15 protein-coding genes are annotated in these 20,111 nt (G+C 71.7%); 4 read left to right on the top strand and 11 right to left on the bottom strand.

Annotated features, from left to right (window positions below):
- Positions 1-130: 130 nt before the first annotated feature.
- The 3 genes from AC3IYI_RS06690 (at position 131) to AC3IYI_RS06680 (ending at position 3,368) form a co-directional block, all read left to right on the top strand.
- Positions 131-1,573, top strand: a complete 1,443-nt coding sequence (locus AC3IYI_RS06690) for a GuaB1 family IMP dehydrogenase-related protein (RefSeq protein WP_489409323.1) — start codon at positions 131-133, stop codon at positions 1,571-1,573.
- Between the two features lie 187 nt (positions 1,574-1,760).
- Positions 1,761-2,558, top strand: coding sequence for a VOC family protein (locus tag AC3IYI_RS06685; RefSeq protein WP_489409322.1), 798 nt, complete (start codon positions 1,761-1,763; stop codon positions 2,556-2,558).
- Between the two features lie 249 nt (positions 2,559-2,807).
- Entirely contained in the window at positions 2,808-3,368 is a 561-nt protein-coding gene (locus AC3IYI_RS06680) for a sigma-70 family RNA polymerase sigma factor (protein ID WP_489409321.1), read from the top strand.
- A 61-nt stretch (positions 3,369-3,429) separates the two neighbouring features.
- Here the strand turns inward: AC3IYI_RS06680 and AC3IYI_RS06675 are convergent, their stop codons facing one another.
- The 11 genes from AC3IYI_RS06675 to AC3IYI_RS06625 form a co-directional block, all read right to left on the bottom strand.
- Entirely contained in the window at positions 3,430-4,599 is a 1,170-nt protein-coding gene (locus AC3IYI_RS06675) for a glycosyltransferase (protein WP_489409320.1), read from the bottom strand.
- Complete coding sequence (locus tag AC3IYI_RS06670; RefSeq protein ID WP_489409319.1) at positions 4,599-7,490, bottom strand: bifunctional glycosyltransferase/CDP-glycerol:glycerophosphate glycerophosphotransferase; 2,892 nt, start codon at positions 7,488-7,490, stop codon at positions 4,599-4,601. Before AC3IYI_RS06670 ends, AC3IYI_RS06675 begins: the two co-directional genes overlap by 1 nt.
- Before the next feature lie 198 nt (positions 7,491-7,688).
- Positions 7,689-9,257: a DUF6056 family protein gene (locus AC3IYI_RS06665; protein ID WP_489409318.1), complete on the bottom strand. Its 1,569-nt coding sequence runs from the start codon at positions 9,255-9,257 to the stop codon at positions 7,689-7,691.
- A 276-nt stretch (positions 9,258-9,533) separates the two neighbouring features.
- The gene (locus AC3IYI_RS06660; protein WP_489409317.1) at positions 9,534-10,772 is read right to left on the bottom strand and encodes a sensor histidine kinase; all 1,239 of its coding nucleotides are present in this window, start codon (positions 10,770-10,772) and stop codon (positions 9,534-9,536) included.
- Positions 10,769-12,529 (bottom strand): sodium/solute symporter, encoded by a 1,761-nt coding sequence (locus tag AC3IYI_RS06655; protein ID WP_489409316.1) that lies wholly within the window; start codon positions 12,527-12,529, stop codon positions 10,769-10,771. Before AC3IYI_RS06655 ends, AC3IYI_RS06660 begins: the two co-directional genes overlap by 4 nt.
- A gap of 155 nt (positions 12,530-12,684) precedes the next feature.
- On the bottom strand, positions 12,685-12,960 hold the full coding sequence (locus AC3IYI_RS06650; RefSeq protein WP_489409315.1) for a hypothetical protein: 276 nt from the start codon (positions 12,958-12,960) through the stop codon (positions 12,685-12,687).
- Between the two features lie 211 nt (positions 12,961-13,171).
- Entirely contained in the window at positions 13,172-14,041 is an 870-nt protein-coding gene (locus AC3IYI_RS06645; protein WP_489409314.1) for a LytR/AlgR family response regulator transcription factor, read from the bottom strand.
- 105 nt (positions 14,042-14,146) lie between these two features.
- Positions 14,147-15,097: an SCO0930 family lipoprotein gene (locus tag AC3IYI_RS06640; protein WP_489411451.1), complete on the bottom strand. Its 951-nt coding sequence runs from the start codon at positions 15,095-15,097 to the stop codon at positions 14,147-14,149.
- Positions 15,098-15,236: 139 nt separating this feature from the next.
- Entirely contained in the window at positions 15,237-16,193 is a 957-nt protein-coding gene (locus AC3IYI_RS06635; protein ID WP_489409313.1) for a GDSL-type esterase/lipase family protein, read from the bottom strand.
- Between the two features lie 164 nt (positions 16,194-16,357).
- A complete protein-coding gene (locus AC3IYI_RS06630; RefSeq protein WP_489409312.1) occupies positions 16,358-17,191 on the bottom strand; it encodes an SDR family NAD(P)-dependent oxidoreductase in 834 nt (277 codons plus the stop codon).
- Complete coding sequence (locus AC3IYI_RS06625) at positions 17,188-18,312, bottom strand: LLM class flavin-dependent oxidoreductase (protein WP_489409311.1); 1,125 nt, start codon at positions 18,310-18,312, stop codon at positions 17,188-17,190. Before AC3IYI_RS06625 ends, AC3IYI_RS06630 begins: the two co-directional genes overlap by 4 nt.
- A 310-nt stretch (positions 18,313-18,622) precedes the next feature.
- Between AC3IYI_RS06625 and AC3IYI_RS06620 the strand changes: the two genes are divergently transcribed.
- Positions 18,623-20,107 (top strand): amino acid permease, encoded by a 1,485-nt coding sequence (locus AC3IYI_RS06620; protein ID WP_489409310.1) that lies wholly within the window; start codon positions 18,623-18,625, stop codon positions 20,105-20,107.
- Positions 20,108-20,111 lie beyond the last annotated feature (4 nt).

Genomic DNA, 20,111 nt, shown 5'->3' with positions numbered 1-20,111 from the left:
ACCATTCGGCCCCACATGTCCTGGACGATCGGCCGGGGCGGTGTGAACTGCAGGTCGTGTGAGAATGAAGTACGTGCGTTCCTCGACTGCCCTGTCGGGGTCACCTCCGAACGACTGGGATGTTCAGCACGTGCGTTTTCTCAATGACCTGAAGCCGCCGTACGACCTGACGTACGACGACGTATTCATGGTGCCGAGCCGCTCCGCGGTCGGTTCCCGCCAGGGCGTCGACCTGTCCGCGCCTGACGGCACCGGCACCACCATTCCGCTGGTCGTGGCCAACATGACCGCCATCGCCGGCCGCCGGATGGCCGAGACGGTCGCCCGCCGCGGCGGCATCGTCGTCATCCCGCAGGACATCCCGATCGACGTCGTCACCGACGTGATCTCCTGGGTGAAGACCCGCCACCTCGTGCTCGACACCCCGATCACGCTGGCACCCACCCAGACCGTCGCCGACGCGCTGTCGCTGCTGCCCAAGCGCGCGCACGGCGCCGGCGTGGTCGTCGACGCGGACGGCCGCCCGGTGGGCGTCGTCACCGACCACGACCTGACCGGCGTGGACCGCTTCACCCAGCTCTCCGAGGTCATGTCGAAGGAGCTCCTGCTCATCGACGCCGACATCGACCCCCGCGAGGCCTTCACCAAGCTCGACGCCGGCCACCGCAAGCTGGCCCCCGCCGTCGACCAGGACGGCAAGCTCGTCGGCATCCTCACCCGTAAGGCCGCGCTGCGCGCGACCCTGTACACCCCCGCCACCGACGCCAACGGCAAGCTGCGCATCGCCGCCGCCGTCGGCATCAACGGCGACTTCGTGGCCAAGGCCAAGCAGCTGCTCGACGCGGGCGTGGACACGCTCGTCATCGACACCGCGCACGGCCACCAGGAATCGATGATCAGCGCGATCAAGGCCGTCCGCGCCCTTGACCCGAAGGTCCCGATCGTGGCCGGCAACATCGTCGCCGCCGAGGGCGTCAAGGACCTGATCGACGCCGGCGCCGACATCATCAAGGTCGGTGTGGGCCCGGGCGCCATGTGCACCACCCGCATGATGACCGGTGTGGGCCGCCCGCAGTTCTCCGCGGTGCTGGAGTGTGCGGCCGAGGCGAAGAAGTACAACAAGCACGTGTGGGCCGACGGCGGCGTCCGTCACCCGCGCGACGTGGCGATGGCGCTGGCCGCCGGCGCCTCCAACGTCATGATCGGCTCCTGGTTCGCCGGTACGTACGAGTCCCCGGGCGACCTGCAGCAGTCGGCCGACGGCCGCCTGTACAAGGAGTCCTTCGGCATGGCCTCCGCGCGCGCGGTCCAGAACCGCACCTCGGAGGAGTCCTCCTACGACCGTGCCCGCAAGGGTCTCTTCGAGGAGGGCATCTCCACCTCGCGGATGTTCCTGGACCCGGCCCGCCCCGGCGTCGAGGACCTGATCGACTCGATCATCGCGGGCGTCCGCTCCTCCTGCACCTACGCCGGTGCGGCCTCCCTCGCGGAGTTCGAGGAGAAGGCCGTCGTCGGCATCCAGTCCGCCGCGGGCTACGCCGAGGGCAAGCCGCTGCACGCCAGCTGGAGCTAGTTCCTCTTCACCACTGCGCCGGGGTCCCCGTGGGGGCTCCGGCGCAGTGCTGTCCGGGCCCGGCTTCCCCGCCGGTGGGGGCAACCGCGCCCCATCGCGCTCCCGGGGCCGCGCCCGCGGAACCGACGGGCGGAGGCTGGTGTCCGGTGCCACGCTGGTCGTACTCGATCCGCGAAAGGCAGTCGTCATGATCACCACTGACTTCGTCCCCGGCTCCCCCTGCTGGCTCGACCTCGGCGCACCCGACGTGCCCGCCGCCGCGGCCTTCTACGGCGCCGTCCTCGGGTGGGACTACGAGTCCATGGGCGAGGGGGAGGACATGGAAGGGGGCATGTTCCGGAAGGACGGCAAGATCGTCGCGGGGCTGGGCAAGCTCACCGAGGAGGGTGCCCGACCGGCCTGGATGATCTACTACAGCGTCCCCGACGCCGAGGCCACGACCCGCGCCGTCCGGAGCGCCGGCGGCACCGTACGGGTGGAGCCGCGCAAGCTCGACGAGTGGGGCACGATGGCGCAGTACAGCGACCCGCTCGGGGGCCAGTTCGCCGTCTGGCAGCCCGGGGAGAACAAGGGCGCCGACCTCGTGGACCAGCCGGGCTCGCTGTCCTGGACCGAGCTGTACACGAGCGACGCCGCGGCCGCCCGGGAGTTCTACGGGGGTGTCTTCGGCTGGCAGTTCAGTGACATGCCGATGCCGGGCGGCGAGGGCACGTACACCCTGATCACCCCGGCCGGACTGCCCGAGGGACGCATGCAGGGCGGCCTCATGGAGCTCTCGGCGGAAGACCTCGCGGTGGCGGGCGGAAGGCCCTACTGGCACCCGGTCTTCCACGTCACCGACTGTGACGCGGCGGTCGCCGAGGTCACCGCGCGCGGCGGCAGCGTGCAGATGGGGCCCGCGGACGCCGAGGGCGTCGGCCGGCTGGCGGTCTGCCTCGACCCGTCGAACGCCGACTTCGTGGTGCTGCACCCCTCCCGGGACTGAGTCCCCGCCCCGGGCCCTGACCTCCGTCTTTCCCCCCTCCAGCCCCCTCCTTCCCCCAGGCCCCGTCGCCGTCCAACCGGACGGCGACGGGGCCTGCCGCCTGCCGCCCGCCGGGGCGTCCCGGGACGACCGTTCACCGACAGGGGCGACCGGTGGGCGCAGGCCACGGCGGGATACGTCAACTCCGCGTGCACGGTCCGGCACGCTCAGGGCAGTATCCCGACCCGGAAGGGGAAGCCCATGCCGCCCATGTCCGCGAACGCAGGCACCGTCACGGTCACCGGCCGCCGCACCGACGCGCACGCCCTCGCCCGGCTGGAGAGGGAACACGGCAAGGCGCTCTACGGATTCCTCCTCGGCCTCACCTTCGGTGACCGCCACCGGGCCGAGGACCTCGTCCAGGAGACCCTGTTCCGGGCCTGGAAGCACCCCGAGGCTCTGGAGAGCGGCGCCCACGCCTCCATGCGGCCGTGGCTCTACACCGTCGCCCGTCGCGTGGCCATCGACGCCCGCCGGGCCCGCCTGTCGCGCCCCGCCGAGATCGGGCCCGACGGGCTGGAGCATTCGCCGGCCGACGAGGACCGCACCGAGCGGTCCGTCGCCGTCCTCGACGTCCGCGAGGCCCTGCGATTACTCAGCCCCGGTCACCGGGCCGTACTCGTCCAGATCTACTTCCACGGGGCCAGCGTCTGCGAGGCCGCCGAAGCGCTCGGGGTGCCCGCCGGAACCGTCAAGTCCCGTACCTACTACGCCCTGCGGGCCCTGCGCGACCTCCTGCCCGGCTACGGGCACGGCCACCGCCTGCCGTGAACGCCGAAGGGGCCACCGGCGGCGTGCCGGTGGCCCCTTCAGGTTGCGCGCAGGCGACGGTCTACTCGCCCAGAAGGGTGAACAGGCCTTCCCAACGGCTCACGATCCGGTCGGTCGAGTAGCGCTGGATGTTCTCGCGGGCAGCCTCGCCCATGCGGTCCCGCAGCTCCTTGTCCGCCAGCAACCTCCCGAGCTGCCGGGCCAGTTCGGCGGTGTTGCCGGGTGACGCGAGCAGTCCGTCCTCGCCGTCGGTGATGATCTCCCGGACTCCCGGGGCGACGTCGAAGGCGACACACGGCACGGCGGTGGCCATGGCCTCCATGGGAGCGAGGGGGAAGCCCTCACCACGGGAACTCAGGACGAATACGGAACCGTCGCGCAGAGCCCCCGGGACGTCGCTGGTACGGCCCATCCACTCAACGGAGGACTCGATGCCCAGCGCAGCGCTCTGCTTGTGCAGCGCCTCCTGCTCCTCGCCCGCGCCGTAAATGCGCAGCGTCCAGTCCTCGTGGTCCGGTGCGACCTGGGACCAGGCGTCGAGGAGCAGGTCGACGCCCTTCTCCTCGTGCAGACGGCCGATGCTCACCACCGTCTTGGCCTCGCGCTTGGACGGCTCGTCGGGGAAGAACGGCAGGGGGTTGGGCATGAAGCCGACGTTGTCGAACCGCTGGCGTATCCAGAGGTCCGCGTCCTCGCGCGTGAGGGTGAGCATGCGGTCCACGTCCTTGTAGAACCGCTTCACGCGCTGGAAGCGCGAAGAGCTGCGGCAGGTCGTGAAGGACTCGTGGCTCATGCCGATCACGGTGAGCCCGGAGGTGTCGGCGAGCGACACCCATTCCATGGCCCAGACCTGGGTGACGATGACGATCCCACCGGGGCGGGCGGCCCGGAACAGTTCCGTGAGCTTCGCGGCCTGCTCACGCATGCCGGCGTCACGGGCGGCCTGCCGGCGCTGTTCGGCGAGGTTCAGCTTGCCCTTGAGCCCGCGAAGGGGCTTCGGGCTCGGAGGGTGCACGTCGTAGAGCGTGGTGGTCCGGTAGGGCAGGTGGTCGCCGAGTTCCTGGCTGCGCCCCTCGGGCGGCGGTGTGACGCCCAGGACGTGGACCCGGTGGCCCCGCGCGCTGAAGAGGCGGGCCATCTGGTGGGACCAGCTGGTGATGCCTCCCAGCTCGTTCACGCTGTTGGAGACGAAGAAGATGTCCCGGGTCGTGGCTGCGGTCTGCTGGGTCATTAACGCCTCCAGTGCGCGAAGAACTGATCGATGATGCTCCGGCTGGCATTGCCCTGGTCGTACTCGCCGAACCGCGCGCCGAACTGCTCCCGCTTCGAGGCGTACTCGGATGCCTGGGCGTCCAGAGAGCTCACGGCCTCGTGGAACTCGTCCTCGGTGTTGAACACCGGACCGGGCGCGTGCTCCAGCAGGTCGAAGTAGGTGCCGCGGTCCTCGTGGACGTACGCCTCGTAGTCGTACGTGAAGAAGAGCATCGGCCGGTCGAGCAGCGCGTAGTCGAACATCACGGAGGAGTAGTCCGTGATCATCGCGTCGGCCAGGTTCAGCAGGGGCGTCACGTCGTGGTGCGCGGAGACGTCGATGACCCGGCCGCGCACGGTGGGCGGCAGAACCACGTGGTTGAGGTAGTGCGCTCGGACGAGGAGCACGTAACGGTCACCGAACTCGTCGGCGAAGCGCTCCACGTCGAAGGGGAGCTCGAAGTGGGCCTGCCCACCTCCCGCCTTGCGGAAGGTGGGGGCGTAGAGCAGGACCTTCTTGTCGGCGGGGATGCCCAGCTCGGCCGCGAGCGGGCCCCGCTCGCGTGCTCCGCCGTCGGCCTCGCGCTGACGGGCCTGCGCCAGCGCGTCGTTGCGCGGATAGCCCACCCGCAGCAGGGCCTTCTCCGGCAGGCGGAACGCCTTGGCCAGGGTCTGCACGTCGTGTTCGGACCTGATCAGGAAGCGGTCGAAGCGGTCCAGGCCGGCCTGCTGTGCTTCCTGCCGGGCTCGTGTGGCGGCCTTGAGCTCGGGCAGGTCGAAGCCCATGCGCTTGAGCGCCGAGCCGTGCCAGGTCTGGATGTAGGTGGTCTCGGGACGCTTCGTCAGCTTGAGCGGGAAGCTCTGGTTGTCCACCCAGAACTCGGCCTGCGCGAGTGCCTTGAGGTAGGGCAGCGACCAGGCGCGCACCAGGGTGGCGTCCTTGGGGAACCCCTTCGGGCTGCCGCGGTAGGACCAGATCGCTTCGAATTCGAGGCCCTGGCGCCGCATCTCCTCGTAGATGGCGCGCGGGCTGTCGCTGTACTGCCGGCCGATCATGCTTTCGAAGACGACCGTGCGCTTCTTGATGGGCAGCCGGCTGAAGACCTCGTGGTACAGACGGAGCTTGGTCTCGGTGGACGTGAGGGTCTTGCGCACCGACTTCGCCTTGCGGTACCCCGACTTGGCCAGGGCTCCCGGCTTGCCCCGCACGCCGCGCTCGATCAGTTCGAGGACGCGCTCGTTCGTCTGGTTCTCGGTGACGAGGCGGAAGGCGAGGTGCCCCTTCGCGGAGGCGTGGGGCTCGAGGTGATCGGCCACCATGCGGGTCAGGCGGGGTCGCACGGGCAGCACGCCGCCGGACAGGTCGACGTCGCCCACGGTGAGCCGTGTCGTCGTACGGGTCCCGTCCACGTCCATGGCGAGGCGCACGTCCCACACGGTGTCGATGATCCCCAGCGGGCGCAGGTCCTTGGTGAGGTCCGCCTCCGCCTCCCAGTGGACCGACTCGCCGTCGTGCCGCAGGACCCGCACGGGGAACGCGAAGGACTGCAGGCTGCGGCGCCGGGCGCTGAACAGCAGCTCGCCCTCCAGGCGGGCGCCGGCCGCGATCACGCCCAGGGGATTGGTGATACGGCCGGTCATCCGGAGCGTGGTGCCCTCGGCGGTGAGCGTGGAGATCTCATTGCGCAGGAACATCTGGCCGACCGGCTTCTGGTGGTAACCGAGGTCGGTCACGTCCAGGACGCTGCGGGCGAAGTCGTCGTCGAGGTACTGGTCGCACCAGTAGATCCGGCCCTCGCGCTCGGCCAGGGGGGAGGAGATCTTGACGCGGTTCGTGAGGCTGTCGACCGCCGGGATCAGGCGCTCCCAGTCGCCCTGGCTGAGCAGGTAGGCGCAGATGGCCTGGATGGGCTGGACCTTCGCGTAGGCCTCCGGGGCGATGCCCGCGAGGTACTCCTGGGAGTGCTTGGCGAACTCCAGGCGGTAGGCCTCGTCGCGGAACGGCAGGTCGCGCAGGTGCAGCACCAGGTCGTGCTTGAGGAACTTGACGTCCTTGGCGAGCTTGAGGTCGCTCAGCCCGTGCCGCTCCAGCAGGGCGTCGATGCGACGGTGTATCTCCAGCCGGTGGACGTAGTTGGCCATCTCGTGCCGGCTGTTGGTCACCGACTTCTCTGCGGCCTGTTCGTGGACGTGCCAGAAATAGACCTGGTTGGGGATCAGCGTGATGCGCTTGGCCGCCAGGTACGCGTCGGCGATGAACATCAGGTCCTCGTAGAGCATCCCCTTGGGGAAGCGGAGATCGTTCTCGAGGAGGAAGTCACGGCGATAGCACTTGTTCGTCGACAGGGTGTCCCAGACGAACAGGTCGGGAAACTCGGTGACGGATTCCAGCGTGCGCGTGGTCGAGTAGATCCACGAGTACCACTCGTCGCGCTTCTGGTTCCGGGTGTCCTTGTGCAGCCGGACGCACAGTCCGGACACGATGTCGGACTGGGTCTCCTCCGCCGACTCGAACAGGTTCCTGCACGCGTTGCGCTCCAGGACGTCGTCGCTGTCGAGGAACATGACGTAACGGCCCGTGGCGTGCTGGATGCCGAGGTTGCGCGGCTCGCCGCCGGCGCCGCTGTTCTCCGGGAGCTGGAAGGCACGGACTTTCCCGGGGTGCGCTGCGGCCAGCTCCTGGGCTACCTCGAACGAGCGGTCGGAACTGCAGTCGTCGACGATCACGACCTCGACGCTCTGCAGCGTCTGCTCCAGTACGGACTGGACCGCAGCCGGCAGCCGGTCGGCATCGTTAAATACGATCACGACCACGGATATGTCCGGCACAGCAACCTCAACCTTCTCCTCGACGGCATTGCCCTCAAACATATCTCCCCATCAGTCACACAATGGTCACAGGAGGGCGTGTCGGTGGCTGGCGATGCGCGATTGCATTTCTGGGCAAGTCGGTTCGTTAGGGAAACGTGATGGACCAGCCGGTCTTCCGGCTGGTCCTGGCAGCGGCGCGGTCCGGGCCGGGTGTCGTCATGGCCTGTTCTGCTCGGGCCATGACGACGGGAACCGCGCTCAGCGGCGGTGGATCCGGTCGATGCCGTACCACTTCGAGACGCAGGCGGAGACCCAGTCACGCTGGTAGTTCTTGGTGTAGAAGGGCTCGGCCAGGTTCCCGATGGGCAGGGGGCGGTACCCGACGTCGGAGGCGCCCTGCCGGGCTTCCTTCTGGATGCGGGCGTTCTGGGCGTCCCAGGCCACCGACCGGGTGACCGTGGTGGTGGTGAGCTTCTGGAGGCTCGGGACGAGCGCGGCCATCGAAGCCAGGACCAGGGCGCCCGCGGCCACGACCGCGACCGACGCGTACCGGGTCGTGGTCGCCCGGCTCGCCAGGAGCCGGCCGGCCCACTGTCCGAGCAGGGCCCCGTAGAGGCAGAGCGCCAGCACCATCGGGACCAGGTAGTTCGTCCAGGTCCGGGCGTAGGTCCACCCGGTCGGGCCGTAGCCGCTGCGCAGGCCCGCCGCCACGGCGAAGGAGCCCAGTACCACCACGAGCACCGGGAGCAGCCACAGGGCGATCCGTGTCATCCGCGGGACGGCACGGAGGCCCTCCGGCTGACCGGAAGCGGAAGCGGAAGCGGAAGGGGAGGTGCGCAGACCGACCGCGAGGCCGATCAGGATGCCGACGGCGGCGGCTCCGAGATAGGCCCACTGGCCGGTCACGGAGTCCCACATCAGCAGCCAGTCGTGGGTGGTGGCCCGGAGTCCCTCCGGGGAGAGCAGGGACTCCTTGGACGGGTTCTGGGCGCGGCGCCAGCGGGCGCCGGGGGAGGTGTAGAGCAGGACCAGACCGCTGAGGAGTCCGAAGCACCAGGCCAGGCACCAGGTGAAGGGGCGCCAGGTCCGCGCGAGCCCGAAGCGGGGCACTGCCAGCAGTCCGGCGCCGGCCCCGAGGAGACCGGTGACCAGCGTGAACGGCTCGCTCAGGGTGCCGAGCGCGGCTGCGATGAGGAACGTCGCCACGAACCCGGCCGTCCGGGTACGCCCGCCGGGCCGGCGGACGGTCCAGATTCCGAGCAGGAGCGCCCACACTCCGATGACGCTCGGAATGGTGTGGGAAACGGTGGCGGGGGCCCACAGCAGTGCCTGGTAGCTACGGGTTCCGGCGAAGTAGAGGAGGGCCTGGAGGACCAGGGCGGCGGCGATCAGGAGCAGCAGCCGGGGCCTGGCGCCGAGGAACCTCATGAACTGGCTGCCGAGCAGGACCAGGCCGAGCGTGAAGGTGACGGCGATGACGGTCGGCAGGATCTTGGTGCCGATGAGTCCGTCGCCGTAGATGACGCCGCTCAGGAAGGCGTTGGCGACCCGGCCGTTCTGGGTCATGTAGAAGTCGGACGTGATGCCGAAGACTCCCATGTCGCGGGATTTCCAGGCGGCGCACCAGTCGTCCGAGGTGGGACGCACGTAGAGCCCGAGAAAGCACCCGATGGCGACCATGGCCCCGGATATGGCCACGAGGATCCCGGAGGTGCCGAGCATGAGTCCGCGCGCGAACGCGCGCCGGTCGCTGCCACGGCCCGCTGCGGGGGAAGAACCGGGGGAATCCGCCCGAGGGCTTTCCTCCTGGGGCACGTCAGTCCTCATTCACCAATCCTTAACAGCGGCGCCGGTCGGGCCGTCGGCCGATCGCGCCTGCCGTAGAGGTCAGCGCAGGGTGGGCCCGGTCGCATCGATGTGCACGGTGCGCGCCCACCGGCATCCGGAGGTCGCGCGGGACCTGTGAGCCTCCGTCCACACCATGGAACTTACTCCATATGAGTGAGCGAGACCCCATTGGGCCCTTCGGCCGCCGGGCGGCGGGCCCGTCCTGGCGGGCTCCGCACGTCCCGTCCGAGATGGGCGGAGATGGGTGTGGATGGGTCACGGACGTCGGGGGAAGTGGCCGGGTGGGGTCGAGCTGTGTACGCCCGCGCGGTACTTGGGGATCCGCACCGTTATCTTCATGCCCGCGCCCACGCCCGTTTCGATGACGAGCCCGTGGCCGTCCCCGTAGACCTGGCGCAGCCGCTCGTCCACATTGGGCAGCCCGATGCCCGAGGAGGAGCCCGGCTGCTCCCCGGCCAGGATCCGGCGCAGCAGCGCCGGGTCCATCCCGACGCCGTTGTCCTCGATGGTGATCAGCGCCTCGGCGCCCGCGTCCCGGGCCGCGATGGTGATCTTGCATTCCTCGGTGGAGTCCTCCAGCCCGTGCTTGACCGCGTTCTCCACCAGCGGCTGCAGGCACAGGAACGGCAGCGCCACCGGCAGCACCTCGGGCGCCACCTGCAAGGTCAGCTTGAGCCGCTCCCCGAACCGGGCCCCGGCCAGCGCCAGGTACTGCTCGATGGACCGCAGCTCCTCGGCCAGCGTGGTGAACTCCCCGTGCCGCCTGAAGGAGTAGCGGGTGAAGTCCGCGAACTCCAGCAGCAGGTCCCGTGCCCGCTCCGGATCGGTGCGCACGAACGAGGCGATCGCCGCCAGGGAATTGAAGATGAAGTGCGGGGAGATCTGCGCGCGCAGCGCCTTGATCTCGGCCTCCATCAGCCGGGTCCGCGAGCGGTCCAGCTCGGACAGCTCCAGCTGTACGGACACCCAGCGCGCGACCTCGGTGGCGGCCCGCACCAGCACCGCCGACTCCCGCGACCCGTAGGCCACCAGCGCGCCCAGCATCCCGTCCTCGCCGGTCAGCGGGGCCACCACGGCCCACTTCAGCGGGCAGTCGGGCCGCTCGCACTCGGTGCGCACGCTCTGGCTGCGCCCCGAGTCCAGCATCACCGCGACCCGGGCCATCACGCGGTGCTCGTGGTGGTCGGCGCCCGGGCCGTCCCAGGCGAGGACGTGCCCGCGGTCCGTGAGGCACAGGGCCTCGGTGCCGAGGAGGGAGCGCAGGCGCCGGGCGGCCTTGCGGGCGGCGTCCTCGGTGAGGCCGGCGCGCAGCGGGGGAGCGGCGAGGGAGGCGGTGTGCAGGGTGTGGAAGGTGGCCCGTTCGACGGGGGTGCCGAGGTCGAGGCCGAGGGCACGCTCGCTCCGCCGGGCCTGCCGGAGCCCCGCCAGCCAGCCGGCGCCCAGCAGCAGCACCCCGCCGGCCACGGCGAGTACCGAGAGCAGTGCTCCGGTCATGGTGCGCCGCCCTTCGTCGAGAGCGGTGCTCCGCCCACCGCGGGGGCCGCCTCCGCCACGCCCTCCGGGAGGTGCAGCCGGGCCAGCGTCGCCGCCGTGCCCGGCGGGATCCTCCCGCGCGTACCCAGCGACACCGCCACCATCGTCAGGAAGCCCAGCGGGACCGACCACACCGCCGGCCACGCCAGCAGCGTGTTCGCCCACCCCGCCGGGGCCAGCCCGGCCCGCGTCGCCAGCACCGCGCCGAGCGCCGCTCCGCCCCCCGTCACCAGCCCGGCCACCGCCCCCGGCGGCGTCAGCCCGCGCCACCAGATCCCCAGCACCAGCAGCGGACAGAACGAGGACGCCGACACCGCGAAGGCCAGCCCCACCGCGTCCGCCACCGGCACCGCCGTCACCAGCGCGCTCCCGGCCAGCGGCACCAGGATCGCCACCAGCACCGCGACCCGGAAGCTGCGCACCCCGCGCGAAGGCAGCACGTCCTGGTGCAGCACCCCCGCCACCGCCATCGTCAGCCCCGAAGCCGTGGACAGGAACGCCGCGAACGCGCCTCCCGCCAGCAGCGCCCCCAGCAGTTCCCCGGCGAGCCCGCCCACCATCCGGGCCGGCAGCACGAGCACCACCGCGTCCGCCTCCCCGGTCAGGGCCAGCTCAGGGGCGTAGATCCGGCCCAGCGTCCCGTACACGGGCGGCAGCAGGTAGAAGGCGCCGACCAGGCCGAGCACCACCAGCGTGGTGCGCCGCGCCGCCCGCCCGTTCGGGCTCGTGTAGAAGCGCACCGCCACGTGCGGCAGCCCCATGGTCCCGAGGAAGGTGGCCAGGATCAGCCCGTACGTCGCGTACAGCCGCAGCTCGGGCCGGTCGCCGGACAGCGGCTCCGACCAGCTCGACACGCCCGGTCCGGCCTCCGCCCGGCCCTGCGGCACCGCGGAGTCCGGGGCGAACTCCAGCCGCGCGTGCGCCCGTACGGAATGCTCCCCGGCGCCGAGGGTCACGGGCTGCCCCGCGTACGCGTGCCCGTCCACCTGCCCGGTCACCGTCACCGTCAGCGGCGCGTCCAGGGACAGCCGTACGTCCTCGGCGAGCGTGACGGCGGTGTGCTCGCGGAACACCGCCGGGGCGTCGAAGGAGGCGCGCGGAGCGCCGTCCCCCGCCCAGGCGGCCAACAGGAAGAACGCGGGCACCAGCAGGGCGGTGAGCTTCAGCCAGTACTGGAAGGCCTGCACGAAGGTGATGGACCGCATCCCGCCGGCCGCCACCGCCGCCGTCACCACACAGGCGACGACCACCCCGCCCACCCAGCGCGGGGCCCCGGTCAGGATCTCCAGGGTCAGCCCCGCGCCCTGGAGCTGCGGCAGCAGGTACAGCCAGCCGACGCCGAGCACGAACAGCACCGCGATCCGGCGCACCGCCTGCGATTCGAGCCGGGCCTCGGCGAAGTCGGGCAGCGTGTACGCGCCCGAGCGCCGCAGCGGGGCCGCGACCAGGACCAGCAGCACCAGGTACCCGGCGGTGTAGCCCACCGGGTACCAGAGCATCTGCGGCCCCTGGAGCAGCACCAGCCCGGCCACGCCGAGGAAGGAGGCCGCCGAGAGGTACTCGCCGCCGATGGCCGCCGCGTTGAGGCGCGGGCCGACCGTGCGCGAAGCCACGTAGAAGTCCGAGGTGGTCCTTGATATCCGCAGGCCCAGCGCGCCGACCAGCACCGTGACCAGGACGACGACGGCGACCGCGGTCAGCGCGTACGTCTGGTTCACCGGCGGGTCCTTCGGCTGCGGCGCGGGCGCGGCCCTGCGCGGGTGCCGGGTCCCCGGTCGTGCGTCGGGTCCCGGTCGTCTGTCGGGGTCCCGGGAGTCTATGCACGCGTCCGGACCGGGCGACAGGCCCTGTCGCAGGTCAGGCCGGATCCCGCTCAGCGGGCGGGATCGCGGTGCTCCGCGCAGTCCCGCAGGGCGATCTCCAGCTCCACGTACGATTCCTCGGCGCGCCGGAAGGCCAGCGTCAGCGCCGCCTCGGCCCGGGGCGGCAGGTGTCCGTGCGCGCCCTCGTGGGCCTCGTACAGTACGTCGGCCCAGCGCGCGGCCGCGCTCCGCAGGCGGGCCAGCAGCACTTCGGCCTCGGCGGGAGAGGCCGGGCGGGTGCGGGGCAGTCCGGTCAGTGCGGCGAGCAGCGCCTGGATTTCGGACATCTGCTTCCTCCCAGGGCCGAAAATCCACGATACCCGCGGGGGTCCGCCCGGGCGGCCGGCCCGGGCGGCGCTGCGGCCGACGGTCCGGGCGGATCGCCGTACGCCCCTGCCCGCACGGTGAACGGTCCGTCGCCGCGCCGGACGGTCGGCGGTCGGCGCGCGCCGCGGGGGCCGCTTCCGCTCGGGGCCGCGCCCCGGACCCGGGGGTGGTTCAGCTCATCGCCTGGCGCATCAGGAGGTCGCGGAGCTCCCGTGTGTGCCTGCGGCTCACCTGGAGCTCGGCCGAACCGACGCGGACCGTGGTCGTCCCGGAGTCCAGGCGCAGTTCGTCGATGCGGGCCAGGGCCACCAGGTGGCGCCGGTGGATGCGGACGAACCCGCGCGCCGCCCACCGCTCCTCCAGCGTGGCCAGCGGGATCCGTATTAGATGGCTGGCGCCCTCGTCGGTGTGCAGCCGGGCGTAGTCGCCCTGGGCCTCCACGTACGCGATGTCCGCGATCGCCACGAAGCGGGTCACGCCGCCCAGTTCGACGGCTATCTGGTCGGGGGCGCGGTCGGGGGCCCGGTCCGCGCCGCGCGCGGCGGCGGCCGCCGCCACGGGGGCTCCGGGGGACTCGGTGGCGGCCGCGCGGGCCGCCGGTACGGCGGGCACGGCCTCGGTGGCGGCCGCCGCGGGCTGCTCCCCGAACCGGCCGGACTGCGCGCAGGCCCGCCGCACGGCCTCGGCCAGCCGCTCCGGCCGCACGGGCTTGAGCACGTAGTCCACGGCCTTCAGGTCGAAGGCCTGTACGGCGAACCCCTCGTGCGCGGTGACGAACACGATCAGCGGCGGCCGCGCGAACCCGGCCAGCAGCCGGGCGATGTCCAGCCCGGTCAGCCCCGCCATGTGGATGTCGAGGAAGACCACGTCGATGGCGTCGGCCCCGTCCGGGCCGCTCTCCAGCGCCCTGGTGATCCGGCGCAGCGCCTCGGTGGCGTCCGAGGCGCCCTCGGCGCTGTGCACCCGGGGGTCCGAGCGCAGCAAGTAGAGGAGCTCTTCGAGCAGGGGCTTCTCGTCGTCGACGGCCAGTACGCGCAGCATGGTGCGGAGTCTAGGTTCCGCCCGGCCGGGGCGAAACGGTGCGCGGCCCCCGCCCTCGGGGGAGGAGAGCGGGGGCCGCGCGGCCTGTTGGTCTACGGGACCGGTCTACTGGACCGTGATGAGCTTGCCGTCGGGGGCCACCGCGTACCAGGTGCCGCCGATGCCCTGCCCGTTGATGTCGCCGGCCTTCTTGTCACCGGTGAAGGTGTAGACGGGCCAGCAGTTCACCGTCTGCTGCTTCTTGCCGTCGGGGCGGTCGAGCACCAGGTAGTTCTTCTCGATGATCCCCTTGGTGTTCGCCTGGTCCACCGGCGGGACGACCGGCCACTTGGCCACGCAGCCGCCCTCGCACTTGGAGACCATGGGCCACGCGGTGTCGGGCTTGAAGCGGTAGACCGTCATCCCGTTGCCGTCGACGATGTGGTCGCCGAGCTTCGGGTCCTTGGCCACGGTCAGCGCGCCGGAGGTCTGGCCGGCGCCGCCGGGCGCGGGAGCCGCCTTCGCCGCCTTCTTGCCGTCGGGAGCCGCCGCGAACCACGTGCCGCCGACGCCCTGCCCGTTCGTGTCGCCCGCCTTGGTGTCCTTGCTGTACCGGTACACGGGCCAGCCCGCCACCGTCAGCTGCTTGCTGCCGTCGGTACGGACCACCTCGCCCAGCAGCGCCGGGTCCATGCCCGCCGCGGCGGTGGCGTCGCCGGCCGCGACCACCGGCCAGACCTTCGCGCAGTCGCCGTCGCAGGAGGACTTGGACGGCTTCGCGGTGTCCTTGTCGAAGCGGTAGAGGGTGAAGCCGGCGCTGTCGGCGAGGACGGAGCCGAGCTTCTCGTCCTGGGCGATGGCCAGTTGACCGGCGGGCTTCGCGTCGCCGGCCGCGGCCGCGGCGGCGTCGGAGCCGGATCCGTAGCCGTCTCCCGAGGAGGGGGCCTGGGAGGGAGCGGCGACGGCTCCGGCCGGCTTGGCGGCGTCGCCCGCCGAGTCGCTCCCGCCGCACGCGGTCGCGGTGAGTGCGACGACGACCGCCACGGCCGCCAGGGTGGTTCCGCGCTTGATGCCCATCTTGATCTCTCCCACGTGTGTGTCCCTGCCTGCGCCGCCGCGTCCGTCCGTCCGAGCGGAGTGGAGCGGCGGCAACTGTGTGCAGGACACGCCCTGTCGGAGCCGATCTGTTCAATTCCTCCGATGTGGGCTGTTTCACTCACCCCGCGCCGAACCCGGCCCGCTTCATGGCCGTGGCCACAGCGAGGCCGAGCGTGCGGTGTCCGGCGTCGTTGGGGTGCAGACCGTCCGCCAGGTGCTCGGGGCCGAGCACCTCCCGCCCCGGCAGCAGGACGAGGCGTTCGTCCCCGGCGGCGATCCGCTCCCGGGTGGCACGCTCCATCGCGTCGCGCAGGGCGCCCAGGGTGGCGCCCAGCTTGTTCGGGGTGCGCTCCGCGTCGGGGCGCAGCACCGGGGAGAGGAGGAGCAGCGGGGTCCGGGGGTGGCCCTGGCGGACCAGTTCGATGAACGCGCGGGTGGTCTCGTACAGGAGCGGGGCCGAAAAGGGCACGCGGGACCAGCAGTTGGTGCCGAAGGCGAGGGTGAGGGCGTCGGCGGGGAGCCCGGCGAGCTGCTCGGCGCAGGCCAGTTCCCCGCGCGCGGCGCCCGCGTAGCCGAGGTTGACGGTGTCCCAGCCGAGGGCCCGCCCGGCCACCGAGGGCCAGCCGTGCGCGGGCCGGGTGGACCACCAGCCCTCGGTGATGGAGTCGCCGTGCACCACCCAGCGGGTGGCGGGCGGAGCGGGGGCGAGCGGGCCGCCGATCCCGCGCAGGCCGAGGATCAGCGGGGACTGGGTCTCGGGCGGGTGGATGGTGAACGGGCCGGAGCCGCCCGGCAGTTCGAGGCGCACGACGGCCTCGGCGGCCGGCTCGGTGTACAGCTCGCCCACCACCCCGTGCCGGTCCCACAGGGCGAACCCGTGCGCGAGGTCGCGGAGCGCGTCGGTGGGGCCGGGCACGGTCGCCCGGTAGTGGATCTCCACCGCCCGGGCGCCGGGCGCGGTGAACTCCAGACGCACCCCGATGGGCAGCGTGGCCCGCTCGCCGGTGTCCCAGGGCAGCCGCATGGTGTCGGCCGGGTCGGCCCGCACGGGGCGTCCCCCGTCCAGCCAGGCCACGCCGCGGAGGAAGGGTGCCGGGTCCAGCCACGGCCCGGCGTGCGCGTCCGCGCTCGCGTTGGCGTTGGCGTTCGCATGGTCGGACGCGCCCAGGCCTGGGTCCGCGCCTGCACCTGCACCTGCACCTACACCTGCACCTGCGTTCGGTCCGGCTTCCCGTGTGCTCATCGTGCGCCTCCGACCGTCGGGTACGGGAACTTCACGCCGACGCCGCCGTCCACGACCAGCGTCTGGCCCGTCATGTACGAGGACTGCGGCGAAGCCAGGAAGTACAGCGCGGCCGCGATGTCCCGGGTCTCCGCGACCCGGCCCAGCGGGGCGTTCTCCGCGTTGAGCCGCCGCCCCTCGGGGCCCAGCAGGGCGGCGACCCGCGGGGTCCACACCACCCCCGGTGCCACCGCGTTGACCCGTACCCCGCGCGGGCCCAGCTCTACCGCCGCCGAGCGCACCAAGGACATCAGGCCGGCCTTCGCGGCCCCGTACGCGGCGTGCAGCGGGGCCGCGGTGAGCCCGGAGACGGAGGCGACGAAGACCAGCGGTCCGCCGCCGGCCGCGGCGACGGCCTCGCCGCCGTACTGGACGGCCAGCCAGGCGTGCCGCAGCACCAGATCGAAGTGCCAGTCCCAGCCCTCGTCGTCCAGTTCGGGCAGCGCGGCGTACCGGGCCATGCCGACGATGTCGACGACCCCGCCGACCGGGCGGCCGCCGAGCAGCTCCGGCGCCGCGGCGAAGAGCTCCCGTACGGCCTCGCGGCGCGTGACGTCGGCGGCGTACGGGACGCCCCCGGTCTCGGCGGCGACCGCGCGGGCCCGCTCCTCGTCCAGGTCCACGCACAGCACGTGGGCGCCGCCCGCGGCCAGCGCGTGCGCGGTCTGGCGGCCGATGCCGTTGCCCGCGCCGAGCAGGACGAGGGCGCGGCCGTCGAGGCGGTGCAGGGCGGCGTAGTCGGGGACGGGGGAGGTGTCGGGGACGAGGGAGGTGTCGGGGCCGCCGCTCACGCGGAGGCCTTCCGGGGCGTGTAGCGGGCCAGCTCCGGGATGACTTCCTTGCCCAGGATCTCCAGGGTCCGTAGGATCTCGCGGTGTTCCAGGTATCCCCACTGGACGTAGCAGATGAGCTGGTCGACGCCGAGGTCCGCGTACCGCTTGGCCTTGGTGACGATCGTCTCCGCGTCCCCGATGAGGATCATGTCCCCGTCGTTGAACTCCCTTACGGGTACGTTCCCTTCGAGGATCGGTGTGAGCAGCGGGAAGGTCCGCTCCCGTTCCTCGGGGCTCAGGTGCGGCAGCTCCCACTCCAGGGTGAACTGCGCCAGGTTGGAGTACCACCAGGCGACCGACTCCCAGACCCGCGGCCCCGGGTCGGTCCGCGGCGGGGTGGCGTGCACCAGGGTGTAGGCGGCGACCCGGTCCGTGGTGACGTCCGTGAGCGGTCGCGGGGCGGCGGCCGCCGCCCGGTAGGCGGCCACCTGGGCGGCCATCGCCTCCAGCGGCTGCATGATCGAGAAGGACAGCAGTCCGAGGCCGTGCGCGCCCGCGACCTCCGCGGAGCCGGGGGAGGTGGCCGCCATCCAGGCGGGCGGGTGCGGATCCTGCACCGGCTTGGGGGTGACCATGCGGCGCGGGAAGGCGAAACGCTCCGACTCGTACGCGAAGTACTCCTCGCGCCACATTCCGGTCACGATCTCGATGGCCTCGCGCCAGTCGTCGCGGGACTTCTCCCGGTCCACCCCGAAGGCCGCCTGCTCCATGGGCGTCGACCGCCCAGTGCCCCATTCCACCCGGCCGCCGGAGAGCACGTCGACGGTGGCGACCTTCTCCGCGATGCGCTGCGGCGGGGTGAAGGCGAAGGGGGTCAGGGTCACGCCGAAGCCCAGCCGGATCCGCTCGGTGAGCCCGGCCAGGTGTCCGAGGAGGACCTCGGGGGCCGGGCAGTGGGAGCGGCCCTCGCGGAAATGGTGTTCGACCGCCCATACGGTACGGAAGCCCATCCGGTCGGCGAGCCGGATCTGCTCCACCGCCTCCCGGTAAGCGCGCTGCTCAGCGGCCCGCTGGCCGTGCGGGTGGGCTCCCCGCCAGGGCCGCGGCACGTCGATCTCGTAGAGCACGTCCAGGTCCATGGCGGCACGCTGCGGCAGATCTGACGAAGTGTCAAGAATGCGGGTCGGGATCGCTTGCGCACTGATCGATCATCCCCGCGCAACAAAGGACCATCCAGGACAGATCCGCGCAACGATCAGTCGCCAATGTGCAAGGATGGTGCATTACGGGCGGTATCACTCAGCTCGTAGGCTCACTCGCTGTACGTGGAGTGGCGTGGACCGCCTGCTCGGCGGTCCCCCATGCCCAGGCCCTTCTCGGCTTGCTCCTGCTCCGGACCGCTGCGGTCGACGCCTGAAACCCCACCCGCAGTGACAAAGGAGTCCCCTCGTGCTCGATCACGGCCAGGCACCACCGCTCACCCCCGAGCGCCCCAAGGCGGTCCACCCCCTGCTGCGCCGCAAGCCGGTGGAGCAGCTGGTCGCCGAAGGCGGCCAGGGCGAGGGCGGCTCGCTGCGCCGCTCGCTCACCATGTGGCAGCTCACGATGATCAGCATCGGCGCCACGCTGGGCACGGGCATCTTCGTCGTCCTCGGCACCGCGGCCCCCAAGGCCGGCCCCGCCGTCACGATCTCCTTCGTCATCGCGGGCCTGACCGCGCTGTTCTCGGCGCTCTCCTACGCGGAGCTGGCGGGATCGGTGCCGGTCTCCGGGTCCTCGTACTCGTACTCCTACGCCACCATGGGCGAGCTCGTCGCCTGGGTCTGCGGCTGGTGCCTGGTCCTGGAGTACGGAGTCTCCGTCGCGGCGGTCGCCGTCGGCTGGGGCGAGTACCTCAACGAACTCCTCGACGGCACGATAGGGGTCACCATCCCCGAAGGCGTCTCGGCGCCGCTGGGCGAGGGCGGGTTCATCAACCTGCCGGCACTGGTCGTCGTCCTGCTCGCCATGGTCTTCCTGATGCGCGGCGCCAAGGAGAGCGCCCGGATCAACTCGATCATGGTCGCGGTGAAGATCGTCACCCTGCTGCTCTTCATCGGCATCGGCTTCATGGGCATCAAGGCCGGCAACTACGCCCCGCTCGCCCCGCTCGGCATCACCGGCATCAGCGCCGGCGCCGCCACGCTCTTCTTCTCGTACATCGGCTTCGACGCCGCCTCCACCGCCGGTGAAGAGGCCAAGAACCCCAAGCGCGACCTGCCCCGCGCGATCATGCTCTCGCTGCTGATCGTGACGGTGCTCTACGTCCTGGTCGCCTTCGTCGCCGTCGGCGCCATGCCGTGGCAGGACTTCGAGGGCACCGAGGCCGCGCTCGCCCAGATCATGACCGACGTCTCCGGCCACACCTTCTGGGGCGTCGTCCTCGCCGCCGGCGCCGTCGTCGCCATCGCCTCCGTGGTCTTCGCCGTCCTCTACGGCCAGACCCGCATCCTCTTCGCCATGTCCCGCGACGGCCTCGTCCCCAAGGTCTTCGCCAAGGTCGACGCGAAGAGCGGCGCCCCCCGCGCCAACGTGGTGATCGTCTCCCTCTTCTGCGGAACGCTCGCGGCCTTCATCCCGCTCGGCAAGCTGGCGGACGCCACCAGCATCGGCACCCTCTTCGCCTTCGGCCTGGTCAACGTCGCCGTCGTGATCCTGCGCAAGACCCGCCCGGACATGCCGCGCACCTTCAAGGTGGCGCTCTTCCCCGTCACGCCGATCCTGGGCCTGCTCGCCTGCGGCTACATGATGTTCAGCCTGGACACCGCCACCTGGATCGTCTTCGGTGGCTGGATGGCCGTTGGCCTCGTGGTCTACTTCCAGTACGGCATCCGCCGCTCCCGACTGGCCGCAGCCCAGCCGACCGCTACACAGTCGGCCGCAGTAGAGAAGTGATCCA

The organism is Streptomyces sp. GL_148 (assembly GCF_057834205.1).
This window is presented reverse-complemented; position numbering and strand designations above follow the sequence as displayed.

Coding starts and splice junctions, on each gene's coding strand:
- AC3IYI_RS06625 (WP_489409311.1), bottom strand. CDS start 18,312: ATGGACCTGGACGTGCTCTACGAGATCGACGTGCCGCGGCCCTGGCGG.
- AC3IYI_RS06680 (WP_489409321.1), top strand. CDS start 2,808: ATGTCCGCGAACGCAGGCACCGTCACGGTCACCGGCCGCCGCACCGAC.
- AC3IYI_RS06670 (WP_489409319.1), bottom strand. CDS start 7,490: ATGTTTGAGGGCAATGCCGTCGAGGAGAAGGTTGAGGTTGCTGTGCCG.
- AC3IYI_RS06645 (WP_489409314.1), bottom strand. CDS start 14,041: ATGCTGCGCGTACTGGCCGTCGACGACGAGAAGCCCCTGCTCGAAGAG.
- AC3IYI_RS06660 (WP_489409317.1), bottom strand. CDS start 10,772: ATGACCGGAGCACTGCTCTCGGTACTCGCCGTGGCCGGCGGGGTGCTG.
- AC3IYI_RS06685 (WP_489409322.1), top strand. CDS start 1,761: ATGATCACCACTGACTTCGTCCCCGGCTCCCCCTGCTGGCTCGACCTC.
- AC3IYI_RS06650 (WP_489409315.1), bottom strand. CDS start 12,960: ATGTCCGAAATCCAGGCGCTGCTCGCCGCACTGACCGGACTGCCCCGC.
- AC3IYI_RS06675 (WP_489409320.1), bottom strand. CDS start 4,599: ATGACCCAGCAGACCGCAGCCACGACCCGGGACATCTTCTTCGTCTCC.
- AC3IYI_RS06665 (WP_489409318.1), bottom strand. CDS start 9,257: ATGAGGACTGACGTGCCCCAGGAGGAAAGCCCTCGGGCGGATTCCCCC.
- AC3IYI_RS06640 (WP_489411451.1), bottom strand. CDS start 15,097: ATGGGCATCAAGCGCGGAACCACCCTGGCGGCCGTGGCGGTCGTCGTC.